General features: G+C 67.5%; 22 protein-coding genes and 1 tRNA gene. 13 read left to right on the top strand and 10 right to left on the bottom strand.

The genetic code is table 11. The annotated features are described in order from the left end of the window. Nucleotides 1–55: 55 nt before the first annotated feature. The 5 genes from AB8M46_RS06675 to AB8M46_RS06655 form a co-directional block, all read right to left on the bottom strand. Entirely contained in the window at nucleotides 56–4,039 is a 3,984-nt protein-coding gene (locus tag AB8M46_RS06675; protein WP_394359830.1) for a TIGR02680 family protein, read from the bottom strand. Next, entirely contained in the window at nucleotides 4,036–5,256 is a 1,221-nt protein-coding gene (locus AB8M46_RS06670; protein ID WP_378421436.1) for a TIGR02678 family protein, read from the bottom strand. The genes AB8M46_RS06675 and AB8M46_RS06670 overlap by 4 nt, the downstream gene beginning before the upstream one ends. After that, nucleotides 5,253–6,746 carry a TIGR02677 family protein gene (locus AB8M46_RS06665; protein WP_394359829.1) on the bottom strand — a complete coding sequence of 498 codons (1,494 nt, stop codon included), beginning with the start codon at nucleotides 6,744–6,746 and terminating at the stop codon, nucleotides 5,253–5,255. Before AB8M46_RS06665 ends, AB8M46_RS06670 begins: the two co-directional genes overlap by 4 nt. 87 nt (nucleotides 6,747–6,833) lie before the next feature. Then, nucleotides 6,834–7,160: a hypothetical protein gene (locus tag AB8M46_RS06660; RefSeq protein WP_394359828.1), complete on the bottom strand. Its 327-nt coding sequence runs from the start codon at nucleotides 7,158–7,160 to the stop codon at nucleotides 6,834–6,836. After that, nucleotides 7,161–7,733, bottom strand: coding sequence for a hypothetical protein (locus AB8M46_RS06655; RefSeq protein ID WP_394359827.1), 573 nt, complete (start codon nucleotides 7,731–7,733; stop codon nucleotides 7,161–7,163). Nucleotides 7,734–7,912: 179 nt separating this feature from the next. Between AB8M46_RS06655 and AB8M46_RS06650 the strand changes: the two genes are divergently transcribed. From AB8M46_RS06650 to AB8M46_RS06640, 3 genes are all read left to right on the top strand, one after another. Next, entirely contained in the window at nucleotides 7,913–9,307 is a 1,395-nt protein-coding gene (locus AB8M46_RS06650) for a helix-turn-helix domain-containing protein (protein ID WP_394359826.1), read from the top strand. Nucleotides 9,308–9,388: 81 nt separating this feature from the next. Beyond that, nucleotides 9,389–9,883 carry a peptide-methionine (S)-S-oxide reductase MsrA gene (gene msrA / locus AB8M46_RS06645; protein WP_037340442.1) on the top strand — a complete coding sequence of 165 codons (495 nt, stop codon included), beginning with the start codon at nucleotides 9,389–9,391 and terminating at the stop codon, nucleotides 9,881–9,883. Next, entirely contained in the window at nucleotides 9,862–10,320 is a 459-nt protein-coding gene (locus AB8M46_RS06640; RefSeq protein WP_394359825.1) for a molybdenum cofactor biosysynthesis protein, read from the top strand. The genes msrA and AB8M46_RS06640 overlap by 22 nt, the downstream gene beginning before the upstream one ends. Here AB8M46_RS06640 and AB8M46_RS06635 read toward each other — a convergent pair. Then, nucleotides 10,302–11,615: a plasmid pRiA4b ORF-3 family protein gene (locus AB8M46_RS06635; protein ID WP_394359824.1), complete on the bottom strand. Its 1,314-nt coding sequence runs from the start codon at nucleotides 11,613–11,615 to the stop codon at nucleotides 10,302–10,304. The two genes, AB8M46_RS06640 and AB8M46_RS06635, sit on opposite strands and share 19 nt — an antisense overlap. Beyond that, a complete protein-coding gene (locus AB8M46_RS06630) occupies nucleotides 11,590–12,168 on the bottom strand; it encodes a TetR/AcrR family transcriptional regulator (RefSeq protein ID WP_394359823.1) in 579 nt (192 codons plus the stop codon). Before AB8M46_RS06630 ends, AB8M46_RS06635 begins: the two co-directional genes overlap by 26 nt. 48 nt (nucleotides 12,169–12,216) lie before the next feature. Here AB8M46_RS06630 and AB8M46_RS06625 point away from each other — a divergent pair, with 48 nt between their 5' ends. Genes AB8M46_RS06625 through AB8M46_RS06610 form a run of 4 tightly spaced genes read left to right on the top strand, consistent with a single transcriptional unit; the run spans nucleotide 12,217 to nucleotide 14,614 of the window. Continuing rightward, a complete protein-coding gene (locus AB8M46_RS06625; RefSeq protein ID WP_394359822.1) occupies nucleotides 12,217–12,633 on the top strand; it encodes a cupin in 417 nt (138 codons plus the stop codon). Between the two features lie 57 nt (nucleotides 12,634–12,690). After that, a complete protein-coding gene (locus AB8M46_RS06620; RefSeq protein ID WP_037340450.1) occupies nucleotides 12,691–12,987 on the top strand; it encodes a hypothetical protein in 297 nt (98 codons plus the stop codon). Beyond that, complete coding sequence (locus AB8M46_RS06615) at nucleotides 12,987–14,165, top strand: DUF6973 domain-containing protein (RefSeq protein ID WP_394359821.1); 1,179 nt, start codon at nucleotides 12,987–12,989, stop codon at nucleotides 14,163–14,165. Before AB8M46_RS06620 ends, AB8M46_RS06615 begins: the two co-directional genes overlap by 1 nt. A 2-nt stretch (nucleotides 14,166–14,167) precedes the next feature. Then, the gene (locus AB8M46_RS06610) at nucleotides 14,168–14,614 is read left to right on the top strand and encodes a hypothetical protein (RefSeq protein WP_394359820.1); all 447 of its coding nucleotides are present in this window, start codon (nucleotides 14,168–14,170) and stop codon (nucleotides 14,612–14,614) included. A 197-nt stretch (nucleotides 14,615–14,811) separates the two neighbouring features. On the opposite strand, the gene AB8M46_RS06605 is transcribed toward AB8M46_RS06610, so the two are convergent. Continuing rightward, nucleotides 14,812–16,467, bottom strand: coding sequence for a hypothetical protein (locus tag AB8M46_RS06605; protein WP_394359819.1), 1,656 nt, complete (start codon nucleotides 16,465–16,467; stop codon nucleotides 14,812–14,814). Between the two features lie 101 nt (nucleotides 16,468–16,568). Further along, a tRNA-Arg gene (locus tag AB8M46_RS06600) sits at nucleotides 16,569–16,641 on the bottom strand. A 371-nt stretch (nucleotides 16,642–17,012) separates the two neighbouring features. On the opposite strand from AB8M46_RS06600, the gene AB8M46_RS06595 reads away from it, so the two are divergent. From AB8M46_RS06595 to lspA, 6 genes are all read left to right on the top strand, one after another. After that, a complete protein-coding gene (locus AB8M46_RS06595; protein ID WP_005155565.1) occupies nucleotides 17,013–17,666 on the top strand; it encodes a response regulator transcription factor in 654 nt (217 codons plus the stop codon). Further along, the gene (locus AB8M46_RS06590) at nucleotides 17,666–18,280 is read left to right on the top strand and encodes a trimeric intracellular cation channel family protein (RefSeq protein ID WP_037340464.1); all 615 of its coding nucleotides are present in this window, start codon (nucleotides 17,666–17,668) and stop codon (nucleotides 18,278–18,280) included. The genes AB8M46_RS06595 and AB8M46_RS06590 overlap by 1 nt, the downstream gene beginning before the upstream one ends. 85 nt (nucleotides 18,281–18,365) lie before the next feature. Beyond that, nucleotides 18,366–19,058 (top strand): response regulator transcription factor, encoded by a 693-nt coding sequence (locus AB8M46_RS06585; RefSeq protein ID WP_037340466.1) that lies wholly within the window; start codon nucleotides 18,366–18,368, stop codon nucleotides 19,056–19,058. Continuing rightward, entirely contained in the window at nucleotides 19,055–20,479 is a 1,425-nt protein-coding gene (locus AB8M46_RS06580) for a HAMP domain-containing sensor histidine kinase (RefSeq protein WP_052120752.1), read from the top strand. Before AB8M46_RS06585 ends, AB8M46_RS06580 begins: the two co-directional genes overlap by 4 nt. Then, the gene (locus tag AB8M46_RS06575; protein ID WP_037340469.1) at nucleotides 20,479–20,973 is read left to right on the top strand and encodes a carboxymuconolactone decarboxylase family protein; all 495 of its coding nucleotides are present in this window, start codon (nucleotides 20,479–20,481) and stop codon (nucleotides 20,971–20,973) included. The genes AB8M46_RS06580 and AB8M46_RS06575 overlap by 1 nt, the downstream gene beginning before the upstream one ends. Next, entirely contained in the window at nucleotides 20,951–21,469 is a 519-nt protein-coding gene (lspA, locus tag AB8M46_RS06570) for a signal peptidase II (protein WP_394359818.1), read from the top strand. The genes AB8M46_RS06575 and lspA overlap by 23 nt, the downstream gene beginning before the upstream one ends. On the opposite strand, the gene AB8M46_RS06565 is transcribed toward lspA, so the two are convergent. After that, on the bottom strand, nucleotides 21,447–21,830 hold the full coding sequence (locus AB8M46_RS06565) for a VOC family protein (protein ID WP_378421386.1): 384 nt from the start codon (nucleotides 21,828–21,830) through the stop codon (nucleotides 21,447–21,449). The two genes, lspA and AB8M46_RS06565, sit on opposite strands and share 23 nt — an antisense overlap. Nucleotides 21,831–21,907 lie beyond the last annotated feature (77 nt).

The following is a 21,907-nucleotide window of genomic DNA, read 5'->3' as shown; positions in this document are numbered from 1 at the left end:
ACAAGGAAAAACGACGGAAAGGGCCCCGCTGCGCCCGGCTTTGGGGCCGCTCAGGCTAATGGCCGGCGGGCTGCAGGTCGTGGCCGTTCCAGGTGAACCGGGCCGTGGTGACCGCGTCGTCGCCGTCGCCGCCGGTGATGAGCTGGTGGATCCCGACGCCGCCGAGTTCGGCGTAGGTGCACCATTCGTGGTCCGACGTCAGCATCAGGTCGAGGTCGAGTGCGGACAGCAGGCCGAACACCTGCCCCCGGTTGGTGGTGTCGACGCCGACGAACACCTCGTCGAGCAGGATCACCCTCGGCGCCTCGGGCGCGGCCTGGTAGTGCGCGGCGACGGCGGCGAACAGCGGTAGGTGCAGCGCGATCGCCTTCTCCCCACCGGAAAGCGCGCCGTGCAGCTTCTTGGTCAGCAGCTGCCAGCCCGCCCCGTTCGCGCGGTCCACCTTGACCACGAACCGGTGCCACGACGTGTAGTCGAAGACCTGCGCGAGCTGCTGTTCCCAGCTGGTCGCCGTGTCGTCCGCCTTCGCCTGCTCGACGCGCTCGCGGAAGAACTTGTGCAGCGACACACGGTCTTCGGCGGTCAGCTGATCCGGATCCTTCAGCAGCAGATCCCGCGCGGTCTTGGTGCCCGGCGGCAGATCCGGGGAGACCTGCCAGACCAGCCGGACGGCGACCCTCGACGCGGTCCGCACGCGTTCCAGCCGCGCGTTCATGCCGTCGACGAGGTCGTTGGCCTGCCGGATGCGGGCCGCGAGATGACGGCGGGTGTCGCCGGTCAGCGTCTTGTCGAACAGGTCGCTCTCGCGATCGGTGATCTCGTGCCTGCTCTGTTCCGCTTCCGCGTAAAGGATCTTGAGCAGTTCGGCCGCGCCGACCCGCAGCCCGTCGACGACGGCGGTGAAGATCTGGACGTCCTCGTCGGTCTCCAGATCGAGTTCCGCGCGCGAGCTGAGCGTGTTCCGGCAGGTGTGCACGGCTTCCGACAGCCGGTGCAGTGCCTCGCCGAGGTTGCTCGGCGCGTGCGGCACGGACGGCCACGCGGCGGCCACCAGCCGGGCCGTGTCGAGCGCCGCACGGACGCTCTCGGACGCGGACAGGGTGGCCTGGAACTTCGGCAGATCCTCGATCCCGCCGTCCGCGGGGAAGATCCCGGTGGCGAGCTTCCGGAACCGGAGCGCGGCGGCGTCCTGCTTCTTGGCCGCCTCTTCGCGTGCCCGTGCGTCGGTGGTCCGGCGGACGCCGAGCGCGCCCAGCGACACCGCGAGCTCCTTGGCGTCGGCGTTCGCGGCGCGGAGTTCGCCCGAGAGTTCACGCAGTTTCGTGCGCAGGCCGTCGATCTCGGCGAGCACCTCGCGCTGGCCGGTGCCGACCGTCCCGTCGATCGCGTCGAGCATCGCGGTGAGCTTGGTGCGTTCGGCCTCCGCGTCGGCGGCCTCCTCCTCGCGCCGGGCCGCGTTCCCCTCCGACCGGTCCGCCTGCTCGGCGCACAGCTCGGCCCGCTGGGTCGCGGTGAGCAGGTTCCCGTGCTCGTACAACCAGTTCTCGCCCTGGTCGGAGTACGTGCGCAGGGCCGTCGCGAGTGCGGCCAGAGGCGCGCGTTCGGTCGGCAACCCGGATTCCGAAGCCTGCGCGGTCAGCTCGTGCAGCGCGGTCTTGGCCTCGATCTCCAGCGCGGAGACGGCGCCCTCCAGATGCCGGACGGCGGCGTCGGCGGCGGTCAGTTCGGCCTCGGCTGTGGTCAGTTCCCCTGTGGCGGCAAGGAGATCGTCGTGACCGGGGCGGGCAGCGCGCTCGATCTTGATCAGCTCGCGCCTGCCGCGCAGGGCGGCCAGCTCGCCCTCCAGCTCGGCGATGGTCTTCTCACGGAGGGAGATCTTGTCCCGCAGCGCGGCGATGCGGCGTTCGCGGGCGCGCAGCCGCGCGGAACCGCCAATGTAGGCCGGGGCGTCCTTCGCCCAGCTACCCGACAGGCTGCCCATCCGCCAGCCACCGTCCGCGCCGATCGCCGCGGGACCGGCGGGGAGGGTGTCGTCGAACGCGATCACTTCCAGGATCCGGCGGATCTTCGTGGGGGAAACCTCCGCGTCGGGTTCCGGCACGAGGACGTCGGCGAGCGAACGACCGGAGGCCACCGGCAGCGTTCCGGACTCCGCGAGCACGTCGTGGCCGTCGACGACCCCGTGGGAGTTCACCCAGGCGTCCAGCAGACCGGCGCCTTCGAGCGCGGCCTCGATCCCCGCGTGGCTGCTTTCCGGGACCGAGCCAGCGAAATCGACCAGCCGCCACAACGGCGCGCCGCTCATCTCGGCCCGGTCCGCCGTGCGGGTGCGCGGCGGCTCGGGCGCGAGGATGTCCTCCGATTCGAGCACGCCCGCCTCGACGAGGAGTTCGTCGTGCTCGGCGCGCGCGGTGGCCAGCGCGGCACCGGTCGCCGCCTCCCGCCGGATGATGTCTTCGAGCACGGTCTCGGCGACGACGCCGAGCCTGCCCAGCAGCGAGACCTCCGCCTCGGCGTCCCGGACGACCGCTTCCACGTCGGGGAACCGCAGCTCGCGGCAGCCGATCGCCCATTCGGCGAGCCGGGTGCGCAGATCGCTCAGCGCGAGTTCCCGCGTCGCCGTCGTGAGTTCGACCCGCTCCTGCGCGACCGAGAAATCCGCTCGTGCGCGGTCCAGGTCCGCTTCGGCCTGGTGACGTCGTCCGACGGCGCGTTCGTGTTTGTCCAGCGTCCGGCCGAGTGCCTCGACCTGGTCGCGTTTGCCGCGGACGGCGGCCTGCAGCAACGGGCGGAGCCGGGCCGGTTCGTCCAGCCCGGCGACGAGTTCGTCGTGTACCCCGGCCAGATTCGCGCGGGTCGCGGCGGCGCGGACCTCGGTCTCCAGCGAGCGCACGAGGTCGGCTTGCCGTTTCACGACCTGCTTCGCCGCCCGTGAGCGCTCTTCGTCGGCGTCCGCCTCGGCACGGAGCCGGTCCGCGTCCGCGCGCAGTGCCTCCGCTTTCTCGCTCGTGGACAAGGTCCGTTGCCGCAGCTTGTCGAGCTCCTGGCCCTTGCGATACGACTCGGATTCGGTCAGCCCCGACAGACGCGCTTCGGTCTCTTCGACGTCTTTTTCGAGCTTCGCCGCCCGTTCCTCGGCGGCCTCCTTCTTCGCGGCCACTTCGTCGTGCTCCTCGGCCGAACGGCGGGCGGCCGCGGCGAGCTCGTCGAGTTCCGTGGTGGCGTTGATGAGGTTCGCGGCGCCCGCGCGCAGCACACGCTGGGCGTAGGTCTTCTGCCGCGCGGCGAGCGCGCGGGTCGCGTCGACCTCGGTCTCCAGCGAGCCCAGCCGTTCGCGTTGCGCGTCGAGCCGCTCGAAACCCTCGGCGAGATCCGCGATCTCCTGCTGTCCCAACGGCGGAAGCGCGCGGGAGAGCAGGTTGGACAGCAGGCTCGGGTCGAGCCGCTGCGAGAGTTTGGGCATCCGCAGCTGCAGCAGCGCGGTGATCAGCGCGTCGTAGCGCTGTTCGCTCAAAGTGGGGAACAGTTTCGCGCGGATCGCCGCGCGGTACTCGGCCGCGCCGTCGTGCACCGTCCCGTGCTCGCCGAGCGCCTCTTCCAGCGCGCCCTTGGTCAGTGGCTGACCGGCCTCGTTGACCAACGCCAGGCCGTCGCCCACGCGCAGATCGGTGGTGAAGAAATCGGCGTGCACCGTGCTGGTGTGGGTGCTGGCCTGCAGCCGCGCGCCGCAGGTGAACCACTTTTCGCCCGCCATGCCGAATTCGAGCCAGACGTACCCGACGCGCGTGGCGCCGGAAGCGCCTTCACCCATCAGGTTCCAGTGCATGCTGCGCTCGCTGGTGCCGAAGGTCGACAACCGGTTGGCGCGCAGGCTCGCGTCGAACAGGAACGGCAGCAGCAGCTCCAGCGCCTTCGACTTGCCGCTCCCGTTGGGGCCGCGCAGCAGCAGGCGCCCGTCGTGGAACTCGAAGATCTCGTCGTAGTAGCGCCAGATGTTGAGGATGCCCGCACGGGAGGGGATCCACCTCGTCACGGTCACGGCGCCTCCTCGGTGCGGTCGGTGTACCTCGCGGCGGCCGGGAGCGGCCGGACGAGTTCGGCTTCGGTGCGGACCAGCCCGAAGCCGGTCAGCACGGCGAGCGCGTCGACGGTCAGCCGTCGCACGCCGTCCTTGCCCCGGTAGGTCTTGGCCCAGCGCGGGAAGCGTTTCAGCAGTTTGGCGGTCGCCTTCTGCAGGTAATCGATGGTCCGCGGCTCGTCGAGCGCGTCGAGCAGCAGGAGCGCGGCGACCTTGGCGTTGCTGCCGTCGTCCGGGAACCGCTCGTCGGTGGCCAGCCCGTCGACGTCGACGAGCAGCACACCCTCCGCGCGCTCTTCGAGGACGAAACCGCCCTGCTCGGCGGCACGCCGCAGCAACTGGCGCCCGGTCGGCGTGCCGAGGTACGCGCGTTCCTCCGCGGTCAGTTCGGCGAAGTACAGCACCGGATCGTCGACGAGACGGCGGAACACCGTATGCCGCAGCCACAGGTTCCGCTGGACGTCCGACGCGCTCGGCGTGTCCTCGTGGCGGCCGGAGGAAAGGCCGTAGCGCTGCTCGTGCGACACCGCCTCCAGCAGTTCCTCGAACCGCAGCGCGACGTCGTCGGCGGGCACGGCCAGCTGGGAAGGACCGACCGGCGCGGCGAGCAGCCGCAGCAACAGCGTCGCGTCGACCCGGAACAGCACCTTCGCCGCCGGATCGTCCACAAAGGACTCCGGATCCCCGTCGGCCGCTTCGAGGACGCCGAAGGACTCCAGCAGTTTGAGGACGTCCACGAACGCCAGCCGCTCCGCCCTCGTGGCGACGTCGAACGTCGTGACGAGGTCGTCCGCGGCGCTCGCCTGCGCGACGCGGCCGGCGAGGAGTCCGATGGTCGTCACCGGCACGGTCAGCAGTTCGGCCGCCACCACGCACAGCAGGACGTAGCGGCGGCGGTCGAACGCCGCGCGCCCGGAGCGCAGCCGTCGCGCCGGGCGGGTGGGGTCGGCGGCCGCGCGGACCTTGACCAGCCGCGCGTAGCCGAGCCGCGGTTCGACCGTGAGCGTCCAGCCGCAGTAGTAGTCGAACCACTGCCGGATGGGTTCGCGGCGGCGCCGGATGAGGTCGAAGGTCTCGGGGGAGCCGCGTTCGCCGATCAGCGGGGTGGCCAGCAGGGCCCGGATCCCGCGCGCGACCTCTTCGCGTTCCGCGATGACCAGTTGGTTCGTGAGGCTCACGCACCGCCTCCGGCCGTGCTGATCTCGATTTCGTAGTCGGGGCCACGGAAGACGCCGCTCGTGGTGGTCAGGCGCGCGACCGCGCCGTTCCGCGGTGGCCGCAGGACGATCTCGATCTGGCCGTCGGACGTCGTGCTCCGACGCGCGCCCTCCGCGCCGGGAGGCCTGCCCAGCGCCTGTCCCAGCAGATCCAGCAGCCGCTCGAAAACGGTGTGGTCCAGCTTCTCGAACGCCGAAAGCCGCACGACGCCGCCGGTGTCGAGCATGTTCCACGCGGCTTCGAGCTCGGCGCGTTCCTGCAGGGCTTTTTCGGCTCTCGCGGCTCTGATCGCGCTGACGTCGCGGACCCGCCCGGTCCGGGTGAACCGCTCGGTGCGGCCCGCGGAGCGAAGCAGTTCCGACACCTCGACCGGCGGCGCGTCGAGCCATGAGGCCGTCGTGCTGACCACTTCCGGGTCGGCGTGGGCGAGATGCGCGTGCCGCGCGGAGCTCAGCCCGAACATCGTGGACCACAGGCGATGCAGGTCTTCCTGCGCCGGGACGACGGTGAACCACCGCGCCAGCTCCCGGAAATCGGCGACCGCGCTGCTCGCGCGCCGCCGAGACTCGGTGATCCGGTCCAGCACCTGGAGAAGCGTGATGATCGCCCGCCGCGCGAGGTTGTGGAGGTCCTCGACCCGCGGCGTCGCCCCGTCCTCGGGCAGGAACCACGCGCGCAGCCCGTCCCACCGCGCCTTGCGGACGTCGAGCCAGCGCTGATCCGGGTTGAGGAGGGCCGCCCCGTTGAGCGCCCGCCGGTGCACGCGCTCGATGCCGTGGTCGTCGATCTCCTTGATGCGGGTGGCGATGGTGTGGGTGTGATGCTCGAGGTCGTTGAGGAACTCCTGCAGATACGCGACCGTCGCCGCCTTGACCTCGTGGAACGTCGCGAGATCGGCCTCCGCGTGCAGAAGGCGCTGGAGGTCGCCGTTGAAGCGCTTCGTGTTGTCGCGGAACGCTTCGAGGTGGCCCTCGACTTCGGAGAGCGCACTGAAAACACGCCTGTCGGTGCCGTCTTCGAGCTGCTTCGCGAGCTCACCGAGCCGTTCGCCGAGCGCTTCGAGCGTCGCCGTCTGAAGCGCGCCGGTCGCGTTGAGCACCTCGTTCGCGCGGACCACACCCGCGTACGCCGCCTCGCCCTGCCGGGTCAGCGCGTACTGGAGATTGCGGCGCTCGTACTCGGACGCGGTCCGGTAGTCACCCGCGTGGCTCTGGACGACGTCGAGGTGGCCCTGGCCTTTGAGCTGGTCCAACGCTTTGACGAGGTCTTCGTCGTCGAGCGTCTCCAGCCAGCCGACCTCACGCAGCCGCGTGCGGACGTCGTCGATCCCGAGCGCCGTCTCCAGCCGCTCGTTCGCCTCACCGAAGGCGTGCAGGATCGCCAGGGGAAGCCCTGATCTGCTCCCGTCGGTGAAACGGAACAGCTCGGGCGGTACACGGAACGGATCCATGCGTCCTCCGGCGGATGGTGCGTGGAGGTACACGTTAGGGGGTCACCCAGGCGAGTCCGAACGGCCCATCTTTTTCACGCAGAGTGCTCACGTCGTGAACATCTCGAGACGCACCGTGGTCCCCTCGACGTTGACCCTGCGGTAGACGTGACGACCGTTGACGACCCTGTCGTCGTTCAGGACCCCGGGCGCGAAATTCGACCCTTCGAGCAGCTTGGGCACGTCCTCCGCAGGCAGGGTGAGGACGACGACGTAGCGCGAGTCGATACCCCTGTCGTACTGCGTCTCCAGCACCTTGCCGCTGGCGGGCATCGAGATCCCGCCGAACCGGAAGGCGTCCTCCGGTGTCGGGCTTGGCGGGGGCGTCGCACAGCCGGCCAGGAGGAGGGCGAGGACCGCGAGGAGGGCTTTCACCTAGCGTGAGACGCACGGTGGACGTAAGCGTTCCGTCACGTCGGCGATCAGAAGCTCCCCGCGGTTGAGCGGTGAGACCTCCAGCAGCTCGGCGAATAACTCGAGCATCGCCCGATGCTCGCCGGCGCGCCCGCTGAAGGGCTTCTTGCCGGACCAGCGGAGCCACCCGCCGTCCACCATGGCGCCACCGTCGAGGGTCGAGAACGGCGCGTCCGGCGTTCCCACGCCGTGCAGGTGCTCCGCCCTGGCATCGAAGAACCCGGGACCTTCGACCAAGGCCGCCGCCGCACGCAGGTCCGAGACGATCGAGCACCGGCCGCGAGACGAGGCCGGCCGAAGCATGAACAGGGCGAGGCACTCCAGCGGTTCGGTTCTCACCGCGTAGCCGACAAAGCTGACCGGATCCAGTGCGGGATCCGGCCTGCCCCGCAACCGAAGGCCGTGACCGCCGGAAATCGAGAAGTACGGCACGCCGAAGGCGGCCACCATGACCGCGGCCGCGCGTCGCGCCGGCTGATCCGGTACTTCCGGTGGGACGGCCGCGAGACGGATGTAGCGCCGAAGATCGTCCATCGCTTGCCTCCGCCGGTCGTCACGTTGTCAGAGTTCCAGACCATGGAACGCGCGTTCTCGCCTCGGGTCAGGGCTGTGTGCTCGATCGGCAACAAGTTTGCGGAACTGTCAAATTGCGATCCGGGCAACGCCCTACTGCCGCGGCTGCCCGTTGCGGGACCATCGCCGGGGAGGTCGCCATGGACGCACTCCACCCGTTTTGGTCGTCGCCCGAGATAGTGCAGGCCGCCGCGATGGCTCGGTACGGCTCGTTGGCCAGGGCCGTCCGGCGCGCTCGACAGCTGACGCTGGCGCAGGTGGCGGGCCGCTGTCATCTCTCCCTGAGCACGTTGTCGAGGATGGAGACGGGCCAACGCAAACTCATCGATGTCCATTACTTGCGGACTCTCTCCGAGGTACTCGAAATCCCGCCCCACCTCTTCGGTCTCGCACCCGCATTCACCGGCGCGGCGCAAATGCGCGAGGATGGCACGCCGGTTAGTGTCGGCACTGCTATCCCCGGTGGACAGGACGGTGACGAGGCGATGCGGCGACGACAGGTGCTCGCGGGGCTGGTCGGTGTCACGATCGCCGGGGTCTTGCCTGGCACAGCGCGTGCGTCCGCAGGTGAGGAATCTTTAGAGGCCTTGTTGCTGGCGAAGTCACAGTGCCCCGCTGTGCCGGTGCCACTGGTCTCGCTTTCCCAGGCGCTCGCCGAAGCGCAGAGAAAATTCGAAGCCTGCGAGTATGCGCATCTCAGCCGAGCGCTGCCTCAATTGATAGCCACCGCACACGCGAGCAAGGACGCGTCCGCCGGGCAAATGCGGGAACGGATGTCCGCGGCACTCTCCAGGGCGTATCTGCTCGGTTCGGAACTGGCGGTCAAACAACACCGCGATTGCGTCGCACGCGTCGCCGCCGATCGGTCACACTCGGCGGCGGAGTCGAGCGGCGACCCGTTGGTGATCGCCGCGAGTTCGCGGGCCATCGCGATCGGAATGCGGCGGCATGCGCTCAGCGCTCCCGAGAAGATCGACAGAGACGCCGGTCTGAACGGTGCCATCACCATGCTCACCAGGACCGCTCTCGACCTGGGAGCCGATCAAGGCAGTCCTCCGGATCGGCAACTCGCGTCCTATGGCTCGCTCTTGTGCACGGCGAGCTATTCCGCGGCCCAGAACGGGAACAGCGCTCAGGCCGTCGCACTCATCGAAGAAGCAGAGGACGCCGCGCGGCGGCTGAAGGCGACCGGAAGTGGAATGGGCAACGCGCAATTCAGCGCGACCACGGTCGCCGTCTATCGCATCGGTGTGCACACCACTCTCGGTGACACCGCCCGCGCGCTGACGTATTTCGACTCGGTCGATCCGCGGCGGCTGCCGAGCGCCGAGCGACGTGCACGAGCGTTCGTGGACGGCGCCCGAGCCTGGAAGGACCATGGCGACGTCGAGCGCGCCACCGAGGCGTTGAACCGCGCCCACGACTGTGCGCCTCAAGAGCTCAGCAGGCCGTCGGTCCAGCGGCTCATCGCCGCCATGGTCGATGCACCCGGGCGTACCCCGGCCGCCCTCTCCGCGCTGGTCCGTCGGACGTAAGCGTTCCGTCACACTTGGACGGGGATGACAGAGGCGGTTCGACACGTTGTACTGGGTGTCAACGACCGAAGGAGATCTACAGTGACGGAAAAGGCTGTTCTCGCGGGCGGCTGCTTCTGGGGCATGCAGGACCTGTTCCGCCGGCACCCCGGGGTCGTCTCCACCAGGGTCGGCTACACCGGCGGCGACGTGCCGAACGCGACCTACCGCAACCACGGCTCCCACGCCGAAGGCATCGAGATCGTCTTCGACCCGGAGCAGCTGACGTATCGGCAGATCCTGGAGTTCTTCTTCCAGATCCACGACCCGACGACCCGCAACCGTCAGGGCAACGACATCGGCACGAGCTACCGATCGGCGATCTTCTACACCGACGACAAGCAGAAGCAGGTCGCCGAGCAGACGATCGCCGACGTCGACGCCTCCGGGAAGTGGCCGGGCAAGGTGGTCACCGAGGTGACCCAGGCCGGTGACTTCTGGGAAGCCGAGCCGGAGCACCAGGACTACCTGGAGCGCATCCCGAACGGCTACACCTGCCACTACGTGCGGCCGGAATGGCAACTCGGGGAGCGCTGATCGTCGCGCTGCACGTCTCTTCCGTGCACGCCTACGAGGGCCGTCCCGCTGACGGCCCTCGCCCCGATCCCGCTCCGGTCTCGCGCGACCACGTCGAGGTGCGCGCGGGACTGGGGCTGGTGGGGGACCGGTACTTCAACCATCCCGCGCATCGCTCGGCCGCGGTGACGCTCTTCTCTGCGTCCGTGCCTGGTGATCCGCTGCTGGCCCGGCGGAACATCGTGCTCTCGGGCTTCGATGTGGACGCTCTGGCGCGGGGTTCGGTCGTGACTCTGGACTCCGGTGACGGCCCTGTGCGCTTCGAGGTGCACCGGCCCGCGAATCCGTGCGCTTGGATGGACGTCGTCTACCTCGCGGGACTTTCGCTGCCTTGCGGGGCCGCGGCGGGAAGCGGTGCGTGCCGCTGGACGACGGCGTCTTACGCGTTGGTCCGGTAGAGATCTACTAGGCCATTGGCCACGGCGAGGCGCTGGTCGGCTTCGTCGAGGTCGAAGTGAGCGGGATCGAACTGGCCAGGGTCGTCGAGACCGAGCCAGTCGACCATGTCCTGGTGTTCTGGATGCCCGGGATCGCCGAGGATCTCGATCAGACGGGTATACCCACCGGTTCCGCCGACGTCCTCCGGCGGGCAAGCCGATTCGCCCGCGATACACCTTGGGTAACGCCCATTTGACGGGGCGACTGTGGCTTCCTCGACGAGGACTTCGTGGTCCCAGCTGTCGCCGAAGTCGTAGTTGTACAAGAGGCGGCCGCCGGGCTTCACGAGGTCGTCCAGCCGCACCTGCCGTTCGTCGCGGTACTGCAGCTCGGGCTCGGCTTCGCCGTAGTAGGTCTCCCCGTCGAGGAAGTAGTGCAAGTGGTAGTTCTCCCAGCCCATCGCGGCCTGGATGACGATGTGCAACCTGTCGAGCGGGATGGCCGACGGGACCAGCAAGCGTCGCCACACGGGGAGGCTTTCGTTGTCCAGCAGAGTGATTTTCACCTGGTAGATCGGATCGCCGGCGTCCGGCTCGCCCAAGAGCCGTCGCATACCCGATCGGCCGAGCTCGGTCATCTCGGCTGATTCGTCCCGGAGGGTTACGACCCCCAATTGCCGAAGGGCATCGAGTGCGTGCGCGGTGTCGCGATCGGTGGCGATGCGCAAAGTCTCGAGTTGGAGTTCGTTGAGATCTTCCAGCACATAAGGCGCGCTTACGACGTCCCAGACCAGCGCACACAAGCTCGCGATCGCGACAGCACCGTCCGCGCCGTACAACGACGCCAACGCGGCGCGGCTGCCGTGCGCGAACTCGGGGCGCAGCAGTGACTCGCCGAATCCCGAGTGCAGGAACGCCTCACCAAGTTTCTCGAACCCGGTGAACAAGGCGAGCCACAGTTTCCGTGGGTCCTTGAGAAGCGACTGATTCTTCTTCACCGGAACCAGCCGTTGCCCCGTCTTGCGAACCAGCCCCGCCGCCTTGGCGCACTCCACGACGAGCATCAGGTTGAGGAGGCGCTCGCTCGACCTGGTCCGGTACACGTGGCTGCCGATGGTCTGCTCGAGCACGTCACCGGTCTTCAGCAACGGCACCAGCGCTTTGGCATCTGCCAAGGTGATACGCCCGGTCTGGGTGAGTTTCCGCCCGTCGCCCACCCACTCGGTGAACGCGCGCACCTGCTCGACCAGTTCGGACTTCACCGCGAGATCCATGCCGCCCCTTCCAGTTTCAGTCATCCAGCCGGCACAGGTCACTCAAACCCGCTTTGATCTGTTCAGGCGTCATGCTTCGCCGCTGGTAGACGTACTGCGCGGCCGCCAGTGGTGCGAGCAGCGCGTCGGCCCTGAAATGCGCGTCCGCTTCCGGTTCGATCTCGCTGATCAACGCGACCAGGTGACTGTGGTGCAGCCGGTACGCGCCGGTCACGAATCGAGCCATCGGCGTCTCCGTCTCCGCGACCATCAGCAGTTCGCCGTGGGTCTCAAGCCTGTCGACGTACGCTTCCAGGAACGCCCTCAGTCTTTGGGGCGCAGGTGCCCCCGGCCCGAGTGGCGGCGGCCCACTGATGAACGCTTCCTGGAACTCGCGCTCGTTCTCGTCGAGCAGCGCCTGCGCCAACGCGCCCTTGTCCGGGAACCGGCGATACACGGTCCCGATCCCGACGCCCGCCTCCGCCGCGACCTCGTCCAACGCGAGCCCGTCGATCCCTTTGGCCGCAACGAGCTTGGCCGCCGCTCGGACGATCTTCTGCCGGTTGCGAGCCGCGTCCGCCCGCTCTGGAGTCCCGGCTCCTGCGATGGGAAGCACCTCGTGAGCCTAACCGGTGGACAAGTGGAACTTTCTCCAGTTAACTAAGTGGAGAAAGTTCCACTTAAGGAGACTCGGATGTCCGTCGAACACTTCACGAGCGATGACGCTTCGACCTGGTTTCAGCGGCTCGACCAGCAGATCTTCTTGGCTGACGTCCTCGCGCAAGACAGCGGCGCGGCCATGTCCGTCGGCTTCGCCCGTTACGGCAAAGGGGAGAAGAACCCCTGGAAGATGACCTACGACGAGGCCCTCGTCATCACTTCGGGCGTTTTCACCGTCGAGGGCCCTTCGGGTTCGGTGACGGCTCGGGCCGGCGAGGTGATCTACCTGCGTTCCGGTGCTGAGGTCGTCTACGTGGCCGAGGAGGACACGGAACTCGTCTATGTCACCCATCCGCATTGGCTGGCCGCCACGGAATCTTCAATCGAAGCCCATCGTCTCGACGATTTCCACGAAGCCTGACGGCGACTTGAACCTCCCAAATAGGACAAGTAGCCTCAATCTGAGGGGGAGGGGTCTATGACGGGGTTCGAAGCTGATCCGAAAGCCTTGCGAGATGCGGCCGATCAGGCCAAGCGAGCCGCTGGAATCGTGCGTGAGCTGGATCTAGAGCGAGTGGCGGCGCTTTCCGGCGCGTTGACCGGAACCGAGTCGGCGAAGACCGCCGCCGAGCTCGGTCCGCATTGGGAGAGTTCCATCGGCGTCTGGGCGAAGGGTGTGGATTCCTACGCCGCGTCGCTGACCACCGCCGCAACTGCGTACCGCGCTCGAGATGGCGCCGGTGAGCAGGAATTCGATGGGCCGGGTGGCAATTGATGGTCACCTGGGCCGATGTCAGCCAATGGAACGCTGATGGGATAGGACAGATCGGTGACCACTTGGCCGCGCAGAACCGCCAGGTGCTCGGGTTGCAGGACGAGATCGACGGTGCCAAGCCCGCCGGGTGGGCCGGGGAAGCAGCGGACGCGGCCGCCGAGAACCTTCGCACCCGATGCCAGGAACTCGAGGACCTGGCGGCGCGCTTGTCCGCAGCCGTGAAGATCATCGATGACACGGAGCAGGCTGTGCGCGATTTGGTGCGCAGCGTCGAGACGACCGAGGACTTCGCCACCAAGAACGGTTTCCGGATCGACAACGGCAAGGTCGTCGAGACCGAGGAAGCCACTGGGTTTCTCTCCAGCGTGCTCTTGCAGGTCGAGGTGGAAGCCATCCTGGCCCGCGCCGACCAGATCGACACCGAACTGAACTCCGTGCTCAAACGCATCATGGCCGGCGAGATCGGCGACGCCGGTGCGACGACGTTGGCCGCTGCCGCCGCGGCAGGCGAAGACCGCATCGCCGACGAACAGCGGCATCGCGATCTTCTGGCGAAATATCAGGTCAAGACGGACGGCACGACAGTGTGGCCGAGTGGCCTGACGGGCTGGCTCGCGGAGCGGGCGGGTTTCACTAAAGAGAAGATCACCCAAGCCGAAGCCAAGCTGCTCGACGATCTGCAAATGCGCAAGGGATTGCTCGGGCTCAAGGAGTTCGCCGATATCCGGCAGGATGCCTTGCACGTCGCAGAAGGCAAGTTCGAGGGCAAAGGCCTGACCGACGGGCACGCCGACGCGTTCCGCCACGCCTACTGGAACGCGATGATGACGCAGCGGTACGGCGAGGAATGGGCCCGCGACTTCGCCACGGCGCACGAGCGGAACCCGAACAGCCACCATGTCCCGGTGGCCATGGACCTCCACAACAACGAAGTCGGCCGCGCGATCGCCCGAGCCAACCCGGACGCCAGTCCCGAGCAGATGGCGAACCTGATCGAACAAGCGGTCAAGGGCGGCAAAATGGTGGTCATCGACAAAAACGACACACTGGTATCGTCCAACGAATCGCCTCCAGGCGAGACCCGCGAAACCAAGAACAAGCCTTGGCCCACGGACAATCCGGGGCGCAACGACGACCACGACCCCGGCGACCCGTCGGCGTATCCGGACCAATACTGACCATGCGCTTGATAGTGACTCTGCTCGCCCTGCTCGCCCTCGTGGCGGGTTGCGGCACGAGCACCCCAGGAGTGACAGTGGAATTCGACGAAGGTCTCGAAAAGACGATCGGCGATCTCGCCAGGACAGGCGGCTCACGACCGCTCAAGGAACTGGCACCCGGCGATTGGACGTCCGTGCAGGTCCTCACCGGCCCCGCTTCCGGCGCGCGAATCGAACGCGAGCTCGGCAGGCCTGTCACGGTCGAGGGCGATGGCACCCATAGCGGCGACTACGTCCAGGATGGCAACCTGCTGGTGTTCGACCGCGACGGCGCCACCACACGGATGGTCAGCCTCGGCACTCTCGCCGCCCTCGGCGAGGGGAAGTACCGGGCGAACGTGGTGCTGCGGGCGCAAGGTGGCGCCATCACGATGACGGACCCGGACGGCCGTCCCGTGGGGCGCTGATCAGGACGCGTCGGGGGCGGAAATCGTTTACTAGTGCGATTTCGTCGACATGTGGCCGGTCCCGGCGCGTGTTGGACACCCGCATTGCGCAAAGCTCGATGAACTTGTAGGCCTAATCGAGGATGTCAGCTACTTCAAGTCGAATCGAATCCGCACCACGTATCCGAGCGGCACGTTGTAGGCGACTCGAACGAGGTCTATTCGTTAACGCCTTCCTGGATACGGACCGCGACATCGAGAATGTGCATCGGGCGGATGCGGTCGTTTGCGCCAGAGGCTGTGCTGAGTGTCAGTTCGCTCCGGCTACCGACCCACATGCCTATGAGCAGGTCTCGAAGGTATTGGCCGAGCCCGATGGCTGCATGCCGGATCTCGGTGTACCGGACAGTTATGGACTTCGCAGCGTCGGTCGCCGAACGTACGTCTGTCTTCGCGACGGTGATCGCGTACAGAAGTTTTGCCGGTAAGCACAGCACGCTTCCGGATCTCTGGATTAGCCAGTACGCTGAAGTCGGGCTATGTTCCAAAATGTCATTCAGCTGTTTGATGTCGATACGCCAAGACTCGCTTGCTCCAGTTACGCCATGAAGTTGCTTTGACTTCTTGACTTGAATAAGCTCGCCAAAATTGACTCGTAGTTTCTGTGGAAGTTCAATGGAGACAACCAGGCCGATGTCGGCCCCGATTGTCCTTTCGTCTGACTTGCGCACTGGGCGCTGCGCGAGCGATATTTCGGGTCTGCGCGCGGTATGAGACGCTGTTATCTCCAGGTGAGTATCGATCCTCGAAAACTCTTTTTCGAGGCAGCTGAGAAGCCGTGTCGTGAGCACATCTTCCTCTGCGGCACCTTGCATGCGTATGATCTCAGAAAAACTGTCAAGGCCCAAAGCGGCGCGATCTTCCATCAAGCGCTCCAGAGGGCCATAGGACAGCCAGGTACGGGTCGGCTCCGCAAGAGGTTGAGGGAACTTCTGAATGCGCCTTCGGTCGTCGTCGAGAACACCGGCGACTATTTCGAGCAAATGTTCACTGAGTTCGACCTCAGCTGTACCGTCTGCCCGAGCCAGTACGCCATCTGCTGGCATCCTGATAGCCAGGTGCGGATGATTTGCGGCTGACTCGACCGCCTTGCGGAAACGGCTGTCTCCCATGGCAACTGTGGCTACGAGCAGGGATTCCAGGTATCCATGCGAATTCTTGCTCGACGCTAATAGCCAAGGCATCGCTTCCGTCCATGCCTCAGGGTGCTCGTGCAGGTGCTGCTCAAGTCGGCTACGTACGGCCGTATCGTGTAGGGCAGGTTGGCCCCGGTGCCTTAGCCGCCTCAACTCAACGAGCATTGTCAGGTTGGCCCATAGATCGCAGTGGCTTTTCGGTGCCACCTGAGCCAAGCGAACCCGGGATAGATCTTCCGTATGACCTTCCTCGTACTGTCTCCAGCGGTGCAGTTGGCTTTCTCCGATGATTTCACGAACAGCCTGCCGTCCGGCCAGTACGCCGGCGGCCACGCCAACGGCAATTCGGAGGTCGCGCCACACTCGCTCGTCAAAGTACTTGGATTGCTCTGCTAGCCACGCCACGACTAGTGGCGCTTGTCGGCCGTCCAAGAGATCTTCGTGGCTAGCCGTCAGTAACGCCTGTTCCACGGAGCCGGCGTCGTATGCGGCGATTAACGCACTTCCGCGCTCGTCATAGGCGTACTTCAGCGAGTTCGGCGTGTGCCGGAGTTCGCGGATGATCTTCGGGAGGTCCGCGGTGAAGGCTCGTCCTTCCTGGGTATCGCTTGCCCAAGCAGCTACCTCGTCCGGCGGCGACAGTCGCACCTGCTTGGACGGTTCGTTCGCACTCGGCATTCGCCGAGTGTAGTGACACGCGTTGTAAAGCTATCCGGATCCTCGAAGATTGGTGAACGAACAGACGGCTGTCTCGCTGAGTGCGGCGGTCGGTCTGAAAGTGCCCCCGGCAGGATTCGAACCTGCGACACCCGCTTTAGGAGAGCGGTGCTCTATCCCCTGAGCTACGAGGGCATGTACTGCCAGGCGCAGCCTACCGGGTGACGCGAGCCGCCCGAGCGCGAGGTCGCAAGTCGCACCCGGGCGGACCAAGCGGCCGGCCCGGTGAAAGTCCGAAATGCCCCGAACGGCGGTTGCCCGGCAGGCCGGCGACAGCAACTGGCCGGACAGCGACACTGGCCGTCCAGTGACACTCGACCTGCGGATCCGCCCAGGAGCGGCGACACTCGACCCAGGCAAAACAGGGTCTGAATCGACGCCTAGATCGACACAGATGACCCGCGCGGGTCACTCGTACGTGTCTGGTTTCGAAACCCTGAACAACAGTAGGTAATCTTCGTTAACGGGACGCGAGACGCCGCTCCCCCGGCTGCCGGAGGGCTTCGTTGATCAAGCTCATGTTCGCCGACGACGAGGAACTGGTCCGTTCGGGCCTGCGTGCCATGATGTCGGGCGCTGCCGATATCGAGATCGTGGGCGAGGCGAGCGACGGGAGATCAGCGGTCGAGGTCGCCCGGAGGTACCACCCCGACGTCGCGCTGCTCGACATCAAGATGCGGGCGCCGGACGACGGCATCCGCGCGCTCAGGGCGATCTTGGCCCTGCCGGATCCGCCGACCGTGGCCATGTTGACCACGTTCGACATCGACGACTACGTCAGTCTCGCGCTCAGGCTCGGGGCGAATGGCTTCCTTCTGAAGGACATCGACCCGGCGGCGCTGCTCAGGGCCGTCCGCGACCTGGCCCGTGGTGGCGCGGTGCTCGACCCCGGGGTCGCGGCGCGCATGGTGCAGTCGCATCGGGACGAGCAGCGGGCCGCGCAGCCGGCGCGCAAGCTGCTCGCGTCGTTGTCCGAGCGGGAGCGTGAGGTCGTCGGGCTGATCGGACAGGGGCTGTCCAACGCCGAGATCGGCGGCCGCCTTCACCTGTCCGAGGCCACGGTCAAGGGTTACGTCTCGGCGGTCCTGTCCAAGATCGGCGCGGCGAACCGGGTGCAGGCCGCGCTGCTGGCCTACCGCGGTGGCCTGCTCGACCAGTAATGATCCTCACCGCCCTCGAGTTCCTCGGCTTGATCGCGTTCGCCGCTTCGGGGGCGCTCGCGGCGGTGCGGTCCAGGTTGGACGTCTTCGGAGTCGTGGTCGTCGGGTTGACGACCGCGCTCGGCGGCGGGGTCATCCGCGACGTCCTGCTCGGGATCACGCCGCCCACCACCCTGCGGACCTGGCCTTATCTCGCGGTCTGCGGCGGGACGGCGCTGATCGTGTTCGTCTTCCATCCGCAGATCGCGAAGCTGCGGCGTGCCGTACTCCTCGCGGACGCGCTCGGGCTCGGGGTGTTCGCGACGGCGGGGACCACCATCGCGTTGAACGCGGGCGCCACTCCCTACGCGGCGTGCTTGATCGGCATGACGACGGGTATCGGCGGCGGTGCGGTGCGTGATCTCCTGTTGCGGGAAATCCCGCTCGTGCTGCGGAAGGAGATCTACGCGGTCGCGGCGCTCGCGGGGGCCGTGCTCGTCGTGATCGGTCACGCTCTGCGACTGCCGCCGGGGCCGGTGACGGTGGTAGCAGCCGCCGCCGTCGTGGGGGTCCGGATGCTCGCTTTGTGGCGTAGATGGAACGCACCTGTTGCAAAAGGGCCCGAGACCGGCTGAAACGTCTTCCGGACCGCCGGATTTCCTTTGTTGGTTCTGTGTGTGTTCTTAGGCGAGTCTCAGCACTCTGCGTAAGACTGTCGCCATGCGCATCCTCGTAGTGGACGACGACAGGGCCGTCCGTGAATCACTCAGGCGATCCCTTGAGTTCAACGGCTACCAGGTGGAGTTGGCCGGGGACGGCGCGCAGGCCCTGGAAGCGATCATCGCCAACAGACCGGACGCGATGGTCCTCGACGTGATGATGCCGCGGCTCGACGGCCTTGAGGTCGCCCGGAGGCTGCGAAGCACCGGTGACGACCTGCCGATCCTCGTGCTGACCGCGCGGGACACCGTTTCGGATCGCGTGTCCGGTCTCGATGCCGGGGCCGACGACTACCTGCCGAAGCCCTTCGCGCTCGAAGAGCTGCTCGCGCGCCTTCGCGCGCTTCTGCGCCGGGCGATCCCGGATCCGCAGGCCGGTCAGAACGCCGAGGTCCTCTCGTTCGCGGACCTCACCTTGGACCCGGGGACGCGCGAGGTGCGCCGCGCCGGGCGGGAGATCAGTCTCACCAGGACCGAGTTCGCCCTGCTGGAGCTGTTCCTCTCGTACCCGAAGCACGTGCTGACCCGCAGCCGGATCCTGGAGGAAGTATGGGGATACGACTTCCCGACGTCGGGCAACGCGCTGGAGGTCTACGTCGGCTATTTGCGCCGAAAGACCGAGGCTGGGAACGAACCGAGGCTGATCCACACGGTGCGGGGAGTGGGCTACGTGCTGAGGGAAACCCCGCCGTGACGGAGCCGGTCCCGGTCGTCGACGTGTCCGAAAAGGATCCGCGCGGCGACCGCTGGGGCACGCGGCGCTTCTCGCTCCGCGGCCGGGTGACGCTGCTCGCGGCCGCGTCGGTGGCGGGCGCGGTGGCGCTGGTGTCCCTCGGCGCGTATCTCGTCGTGCGCGACAACCTTTACCAGCAGGTGGACGACAACCTGCTCGCCCGCGCGCAGGCCGCGGTCGATTCGCCGCAGGTGCAGACCGAACTGCAGCAGGTCCCCGGCGCCTTCCTGGCCAGCGCGGACCTGCAGATCGGCCAGCTGACGGTGGGGCAGAAGGTCCGGCTGACCTATCCGCAGTCCGGCAGCCGCCCGCCGTACGGCGACGACGAGATCGCCGTCGCCTCCGGGGACAAGGCCTTCTCCCTGCGCACCGACCCGAAGACCGACAGCCGGGTCGTCGCCCTCCCGCAGGGCGCCGGCCAGGCGATGGTGCTCGCCCAGTCGCTCGGCCCGACCAAGCGCACCCTGAACGAGCTTTCCGTGGTCCTGTTCCTGATCGGCGGCGCCGGGATCCTGGTCGCCGCGGCGGCGGGAACGGCGGTCGCGAGAGCGGGGCTGAGGCCGGTCGACCGGCTGACGTCGGCGGCGGAACGCGTCGCCACCACGGGCGACCTGCGGCCGATCCCGGTCAGCGGCGACGACGAACTCGCCCGCCTCACCCAGAGTTTCAACACGATGCTGGGCACGGTCGCCGAATCGCAGGAACGCCAACGGCAACTCGTCGCCGACGCCGGCCACGAACTGCGCACCCCGTTGACGTCGTTGCGCACGAACCTGGAGCTGCTCCTGTCCGCGAGCAGGCCGGGGGCGCGGACGCTGTCCGACGAGGACCGCAGCGACATCGAGGCCGACATCCGCGGTCAGCTCGACGAGCTGACCCAGCTGATCGGCGACCTCGTCGAGCTCGCCCGCCAGGACGAGCCGCGGATCGAGCACGAGCGCGTCGAGATGGTCGACGTCGTCGAGCGCGCGCTGGACCGGGCACGCCGCCGCGCGGGCGAGATCGAGTTCGACGTCTCGCTCCAGCCGTGGGTGCTGACCGGCGACACCAGCGCGCTGGAACGCGCGGTGCTGAACCTGCTGGACAACGCGGTGAAGTTCTCGCCGGAGGGCTCGACGGTCGGCGTCCGGCTGTACCCGGTCGGCGACGGCACGGCGGTACTCGAAGTCGAGGACTCCGGGCCGGGGATCGCCGACGAGGACCTGCCGAAGGTGTTCGACCGCTTCTACCGCTCGTCGGAGGCGCGGACGCTGCCCGGTTCCGGGCTCGGCCTCGCGATCGTCCAGCACGCGGCGCAGCGGCACGGCGGCGACGTCTACGCGGGCCGCGCGTCCACCGGCGGCGCGCTGATGACCTTGCGGCTCCCGGGAGCACCGGCCTGATGGGCGATTACGACAAGGGCCTCGAACTGCTCCGGCTTCTCGGCGGCGTCGAGAACCCCGCGGTGCTGGAGCTGTTCGACGCCGTCGAGGCGACGGACTACGGCAGGGAAGCGGTCGCCTTCGTCTACGGCGGCGTCTACCAGCGGCCGGGACTTTCGCTGGCACAGCGGCAAGTGATCACCGTCGCGGCGCTGGAGGCCTTGGGCTACGCGGAGGCACAGCTGCGGTTCCACCGCGACGCCGTGGCGAACGTCGGCGGTGACCTGGCGCAGGACGACGAAACGACCAGGCGGCTCAAGCGGATCGCGGTGTACACGGCAAAGGGCGGCGTGGCGCCGGAACTGGCCGACGTCCTCCAGGAAGCGAAGGACGCGGGGGAGCTCCGGGAGGCCGTCGAGGCGATCCTCCATCTGGCCGTCTACGTGGGCTTCCCCGCCGCGCTCAACGCGCTCGCCATTACGCTGACGGGTGATGAGCACCGAGAACGCGCCTGAGCCGCCGCCCCGCCGTCTGCTGTGGACACTGCTGGTGGCCGCGGTGCTGCTGGCCACGGACCAGTTGACCAAATGGTGGGCGGTCGACGCCCTCACCGACCACGCGCCGATCCCGGTGATCGGCGACTTCATCCGGTTCCGGCTGCTCTACAACCCGGGCGCGGCGTTCTCGCTGGGCGCGAACTCCACCTGGATCTTCGCGATCCTCGCCGCGGCCGCGGTGGTCGCGCTGCTGTGGATCTCCCGCAAGGTCCGTTCGGCGGGCTGGGCGATCTCCCTCGGGCTGCTGCTCGGCGGCGCGACGACCCATCTGGGAGACCGCCTGTTCCGCGAGCCCGGCTTCGCGCGCGGTCACGTCGTCGACTTCATCGACTACAACGGCTGGTTCGTCGGGAACGTCGCGGATATCGCGCTGTTCTTCGGCGCGGTCTCGCTTTTCGTGTTGAGTTTCCGCGGCGTGCCGATCGAAGGCGTCAAGGAGACGGCGGAGGAGTAACGAGGCAGAACTCGTTCCCTTCAGGATCCGCGAGCACGACCAGCCCGTCTTCGGGGTGTGCGAGGACGCGCGCGCCCAACGCGACGAGCCGTTCGACGCTGTCTCCGGTCAGGTCCAGATGCACGCGGTTCTTGACGACCTTCGCTTCCGGCACCAGGTTGAAGAAGAGCCGCGGTCCCGATGCCGCTTCGACCAGGACCGAAGGATCCTCGTCGGGACCGGAAAACCCCAGGGAACGAAGGCGATCAAGCTCCTCTTCGTCATAGGGTGCGACTTCGTAGCCGTCGAGCGCGGCCGCCCAGAAGCGGGCGAGCGAAGCCGGATGCCGGCAGTCGAAGACGACGTCGCGAAGCCTGGCCATGGCCTCATGGTGGCAGGCGGCTCGGCTCGTTGCGCCATGTTTGATCGTGTAGGATTTTGTGTAGTTAATACAGGGAG

Origin of the sequence: Amycolatopsis sp. SB7-3, from assembly GCF_041021335.1 — a bacterium.
Classification (GTDB): Bacteria; Actinomycetota; Actinomycetes; order Mycobacteriales; family Pseudonocardiaceae; genus Amycolatopsis; species Amycolatopsis japonica.
This window is presented reverse-complemented; position numbering and strand designations above follow the sequence as displayed.

What these genes read in the sequence shown, in the direction of transcription:
- AB8M46_RS06665 (WP_394359829.1), bottom strand. Translation starts at nt 6,746, where the DNA reads ATGGATCCGTTCCGTGTACCGCCCGAGCTGTTCCGTTTCACCGACGGG.
- AB8M46_RS06655 (WP_394359827.1), bottom strand. Translation starts at nt 7,733, where the DNA reads ATGGACGATCTTCGGCGCTACATCCGTCTCGCGGCCGTCCCACCGGAA.
- AB8M46_RS06650 (WP_394359826.1), top strand. Translation starts at nt 7,913, where the DNA reads ATGGACGCACTCCACCCGTTTTGGTCGTCGCCCGAGATAGTGCAGGCC.
- AB8M46_RS06640 (WP_394359825.1), top strand. Translation starts at nt 9,862, where the DNA reads ATGGCAACTCGGGGAGCGCTGATCGTCGCGCTGCACGTCTCTTCCGTG.
- AB8M46_RS06620 (WP_037340450.1), top strand. Translation starts at nt 12,691, where the DNA reads ATGACGGGGTTCGAAGCTGATCCGAAAGCCTTGCGAGATGCGGCCGAT.
- AB8M46_RS06615 (WP_394359821.1), top strand. Translation starts at nt 12,987, where the DNA reads ATGGTCACCTGGGCCGATGTCAGCCAATGGAACGCTGATGGGATAGGA.
- AB8M46_RS06610 (WP_394359820.1), top strand. Translation starts at nt 14,168, where the DNA reads ATGCGCTTGATAGTGACTCTGCTCGCCCTGCTCGCCCTCGTGGCGGGT.
- AB8M46_RS06605 (WP_394359819.1), bottom strand. Translation starts at nt 16,467, where the DNA reads ATGCCGAGTGCGAACGAACCGTCCAAGCAGGTGCGACTGTCGCCGCCG.
- AB8M46_RS06590 (WP_037340464.1), top strand. Translation starts at nt 17,666, where the DNA reads ATGATCCTCACCGCCCTCGAGTTCCTCGGCTTGATCGCGTTCGCCGCT.
- AB8M46_RS06585 (WP_037340466.1), top strand. Translation starts at nt 18,366, where the DNA reads ATGCGCATCCTCGTAGTGGACGACGACAGGGCCGTCCGTGAATCACTC.
- AB8M46_RS06575 (WP_037340469.1), top strand. Translation starts at nt 20,479, where the DNA reads ATGGGCGATTACGACAAGGGCCTCGAACTGCTCCGGCTTCTCGGCGGC.
- lspA (WP_394359818.1), top strand. Translation starts at nt 20,951, where the DNA reads ATGAGCACCGAGAACGCGCCTGAGCCGCCGCCCCGCCGTCTGCTGTGG.
- AB8M46_RS06565 (WP_378421386.1), bottom strand. Translation starts at nt 21,830, where the DNA reads ATGGCCAGGCTTCGCGACGTCGTCTTCGACTGCCGGCATCCGGCTTCG.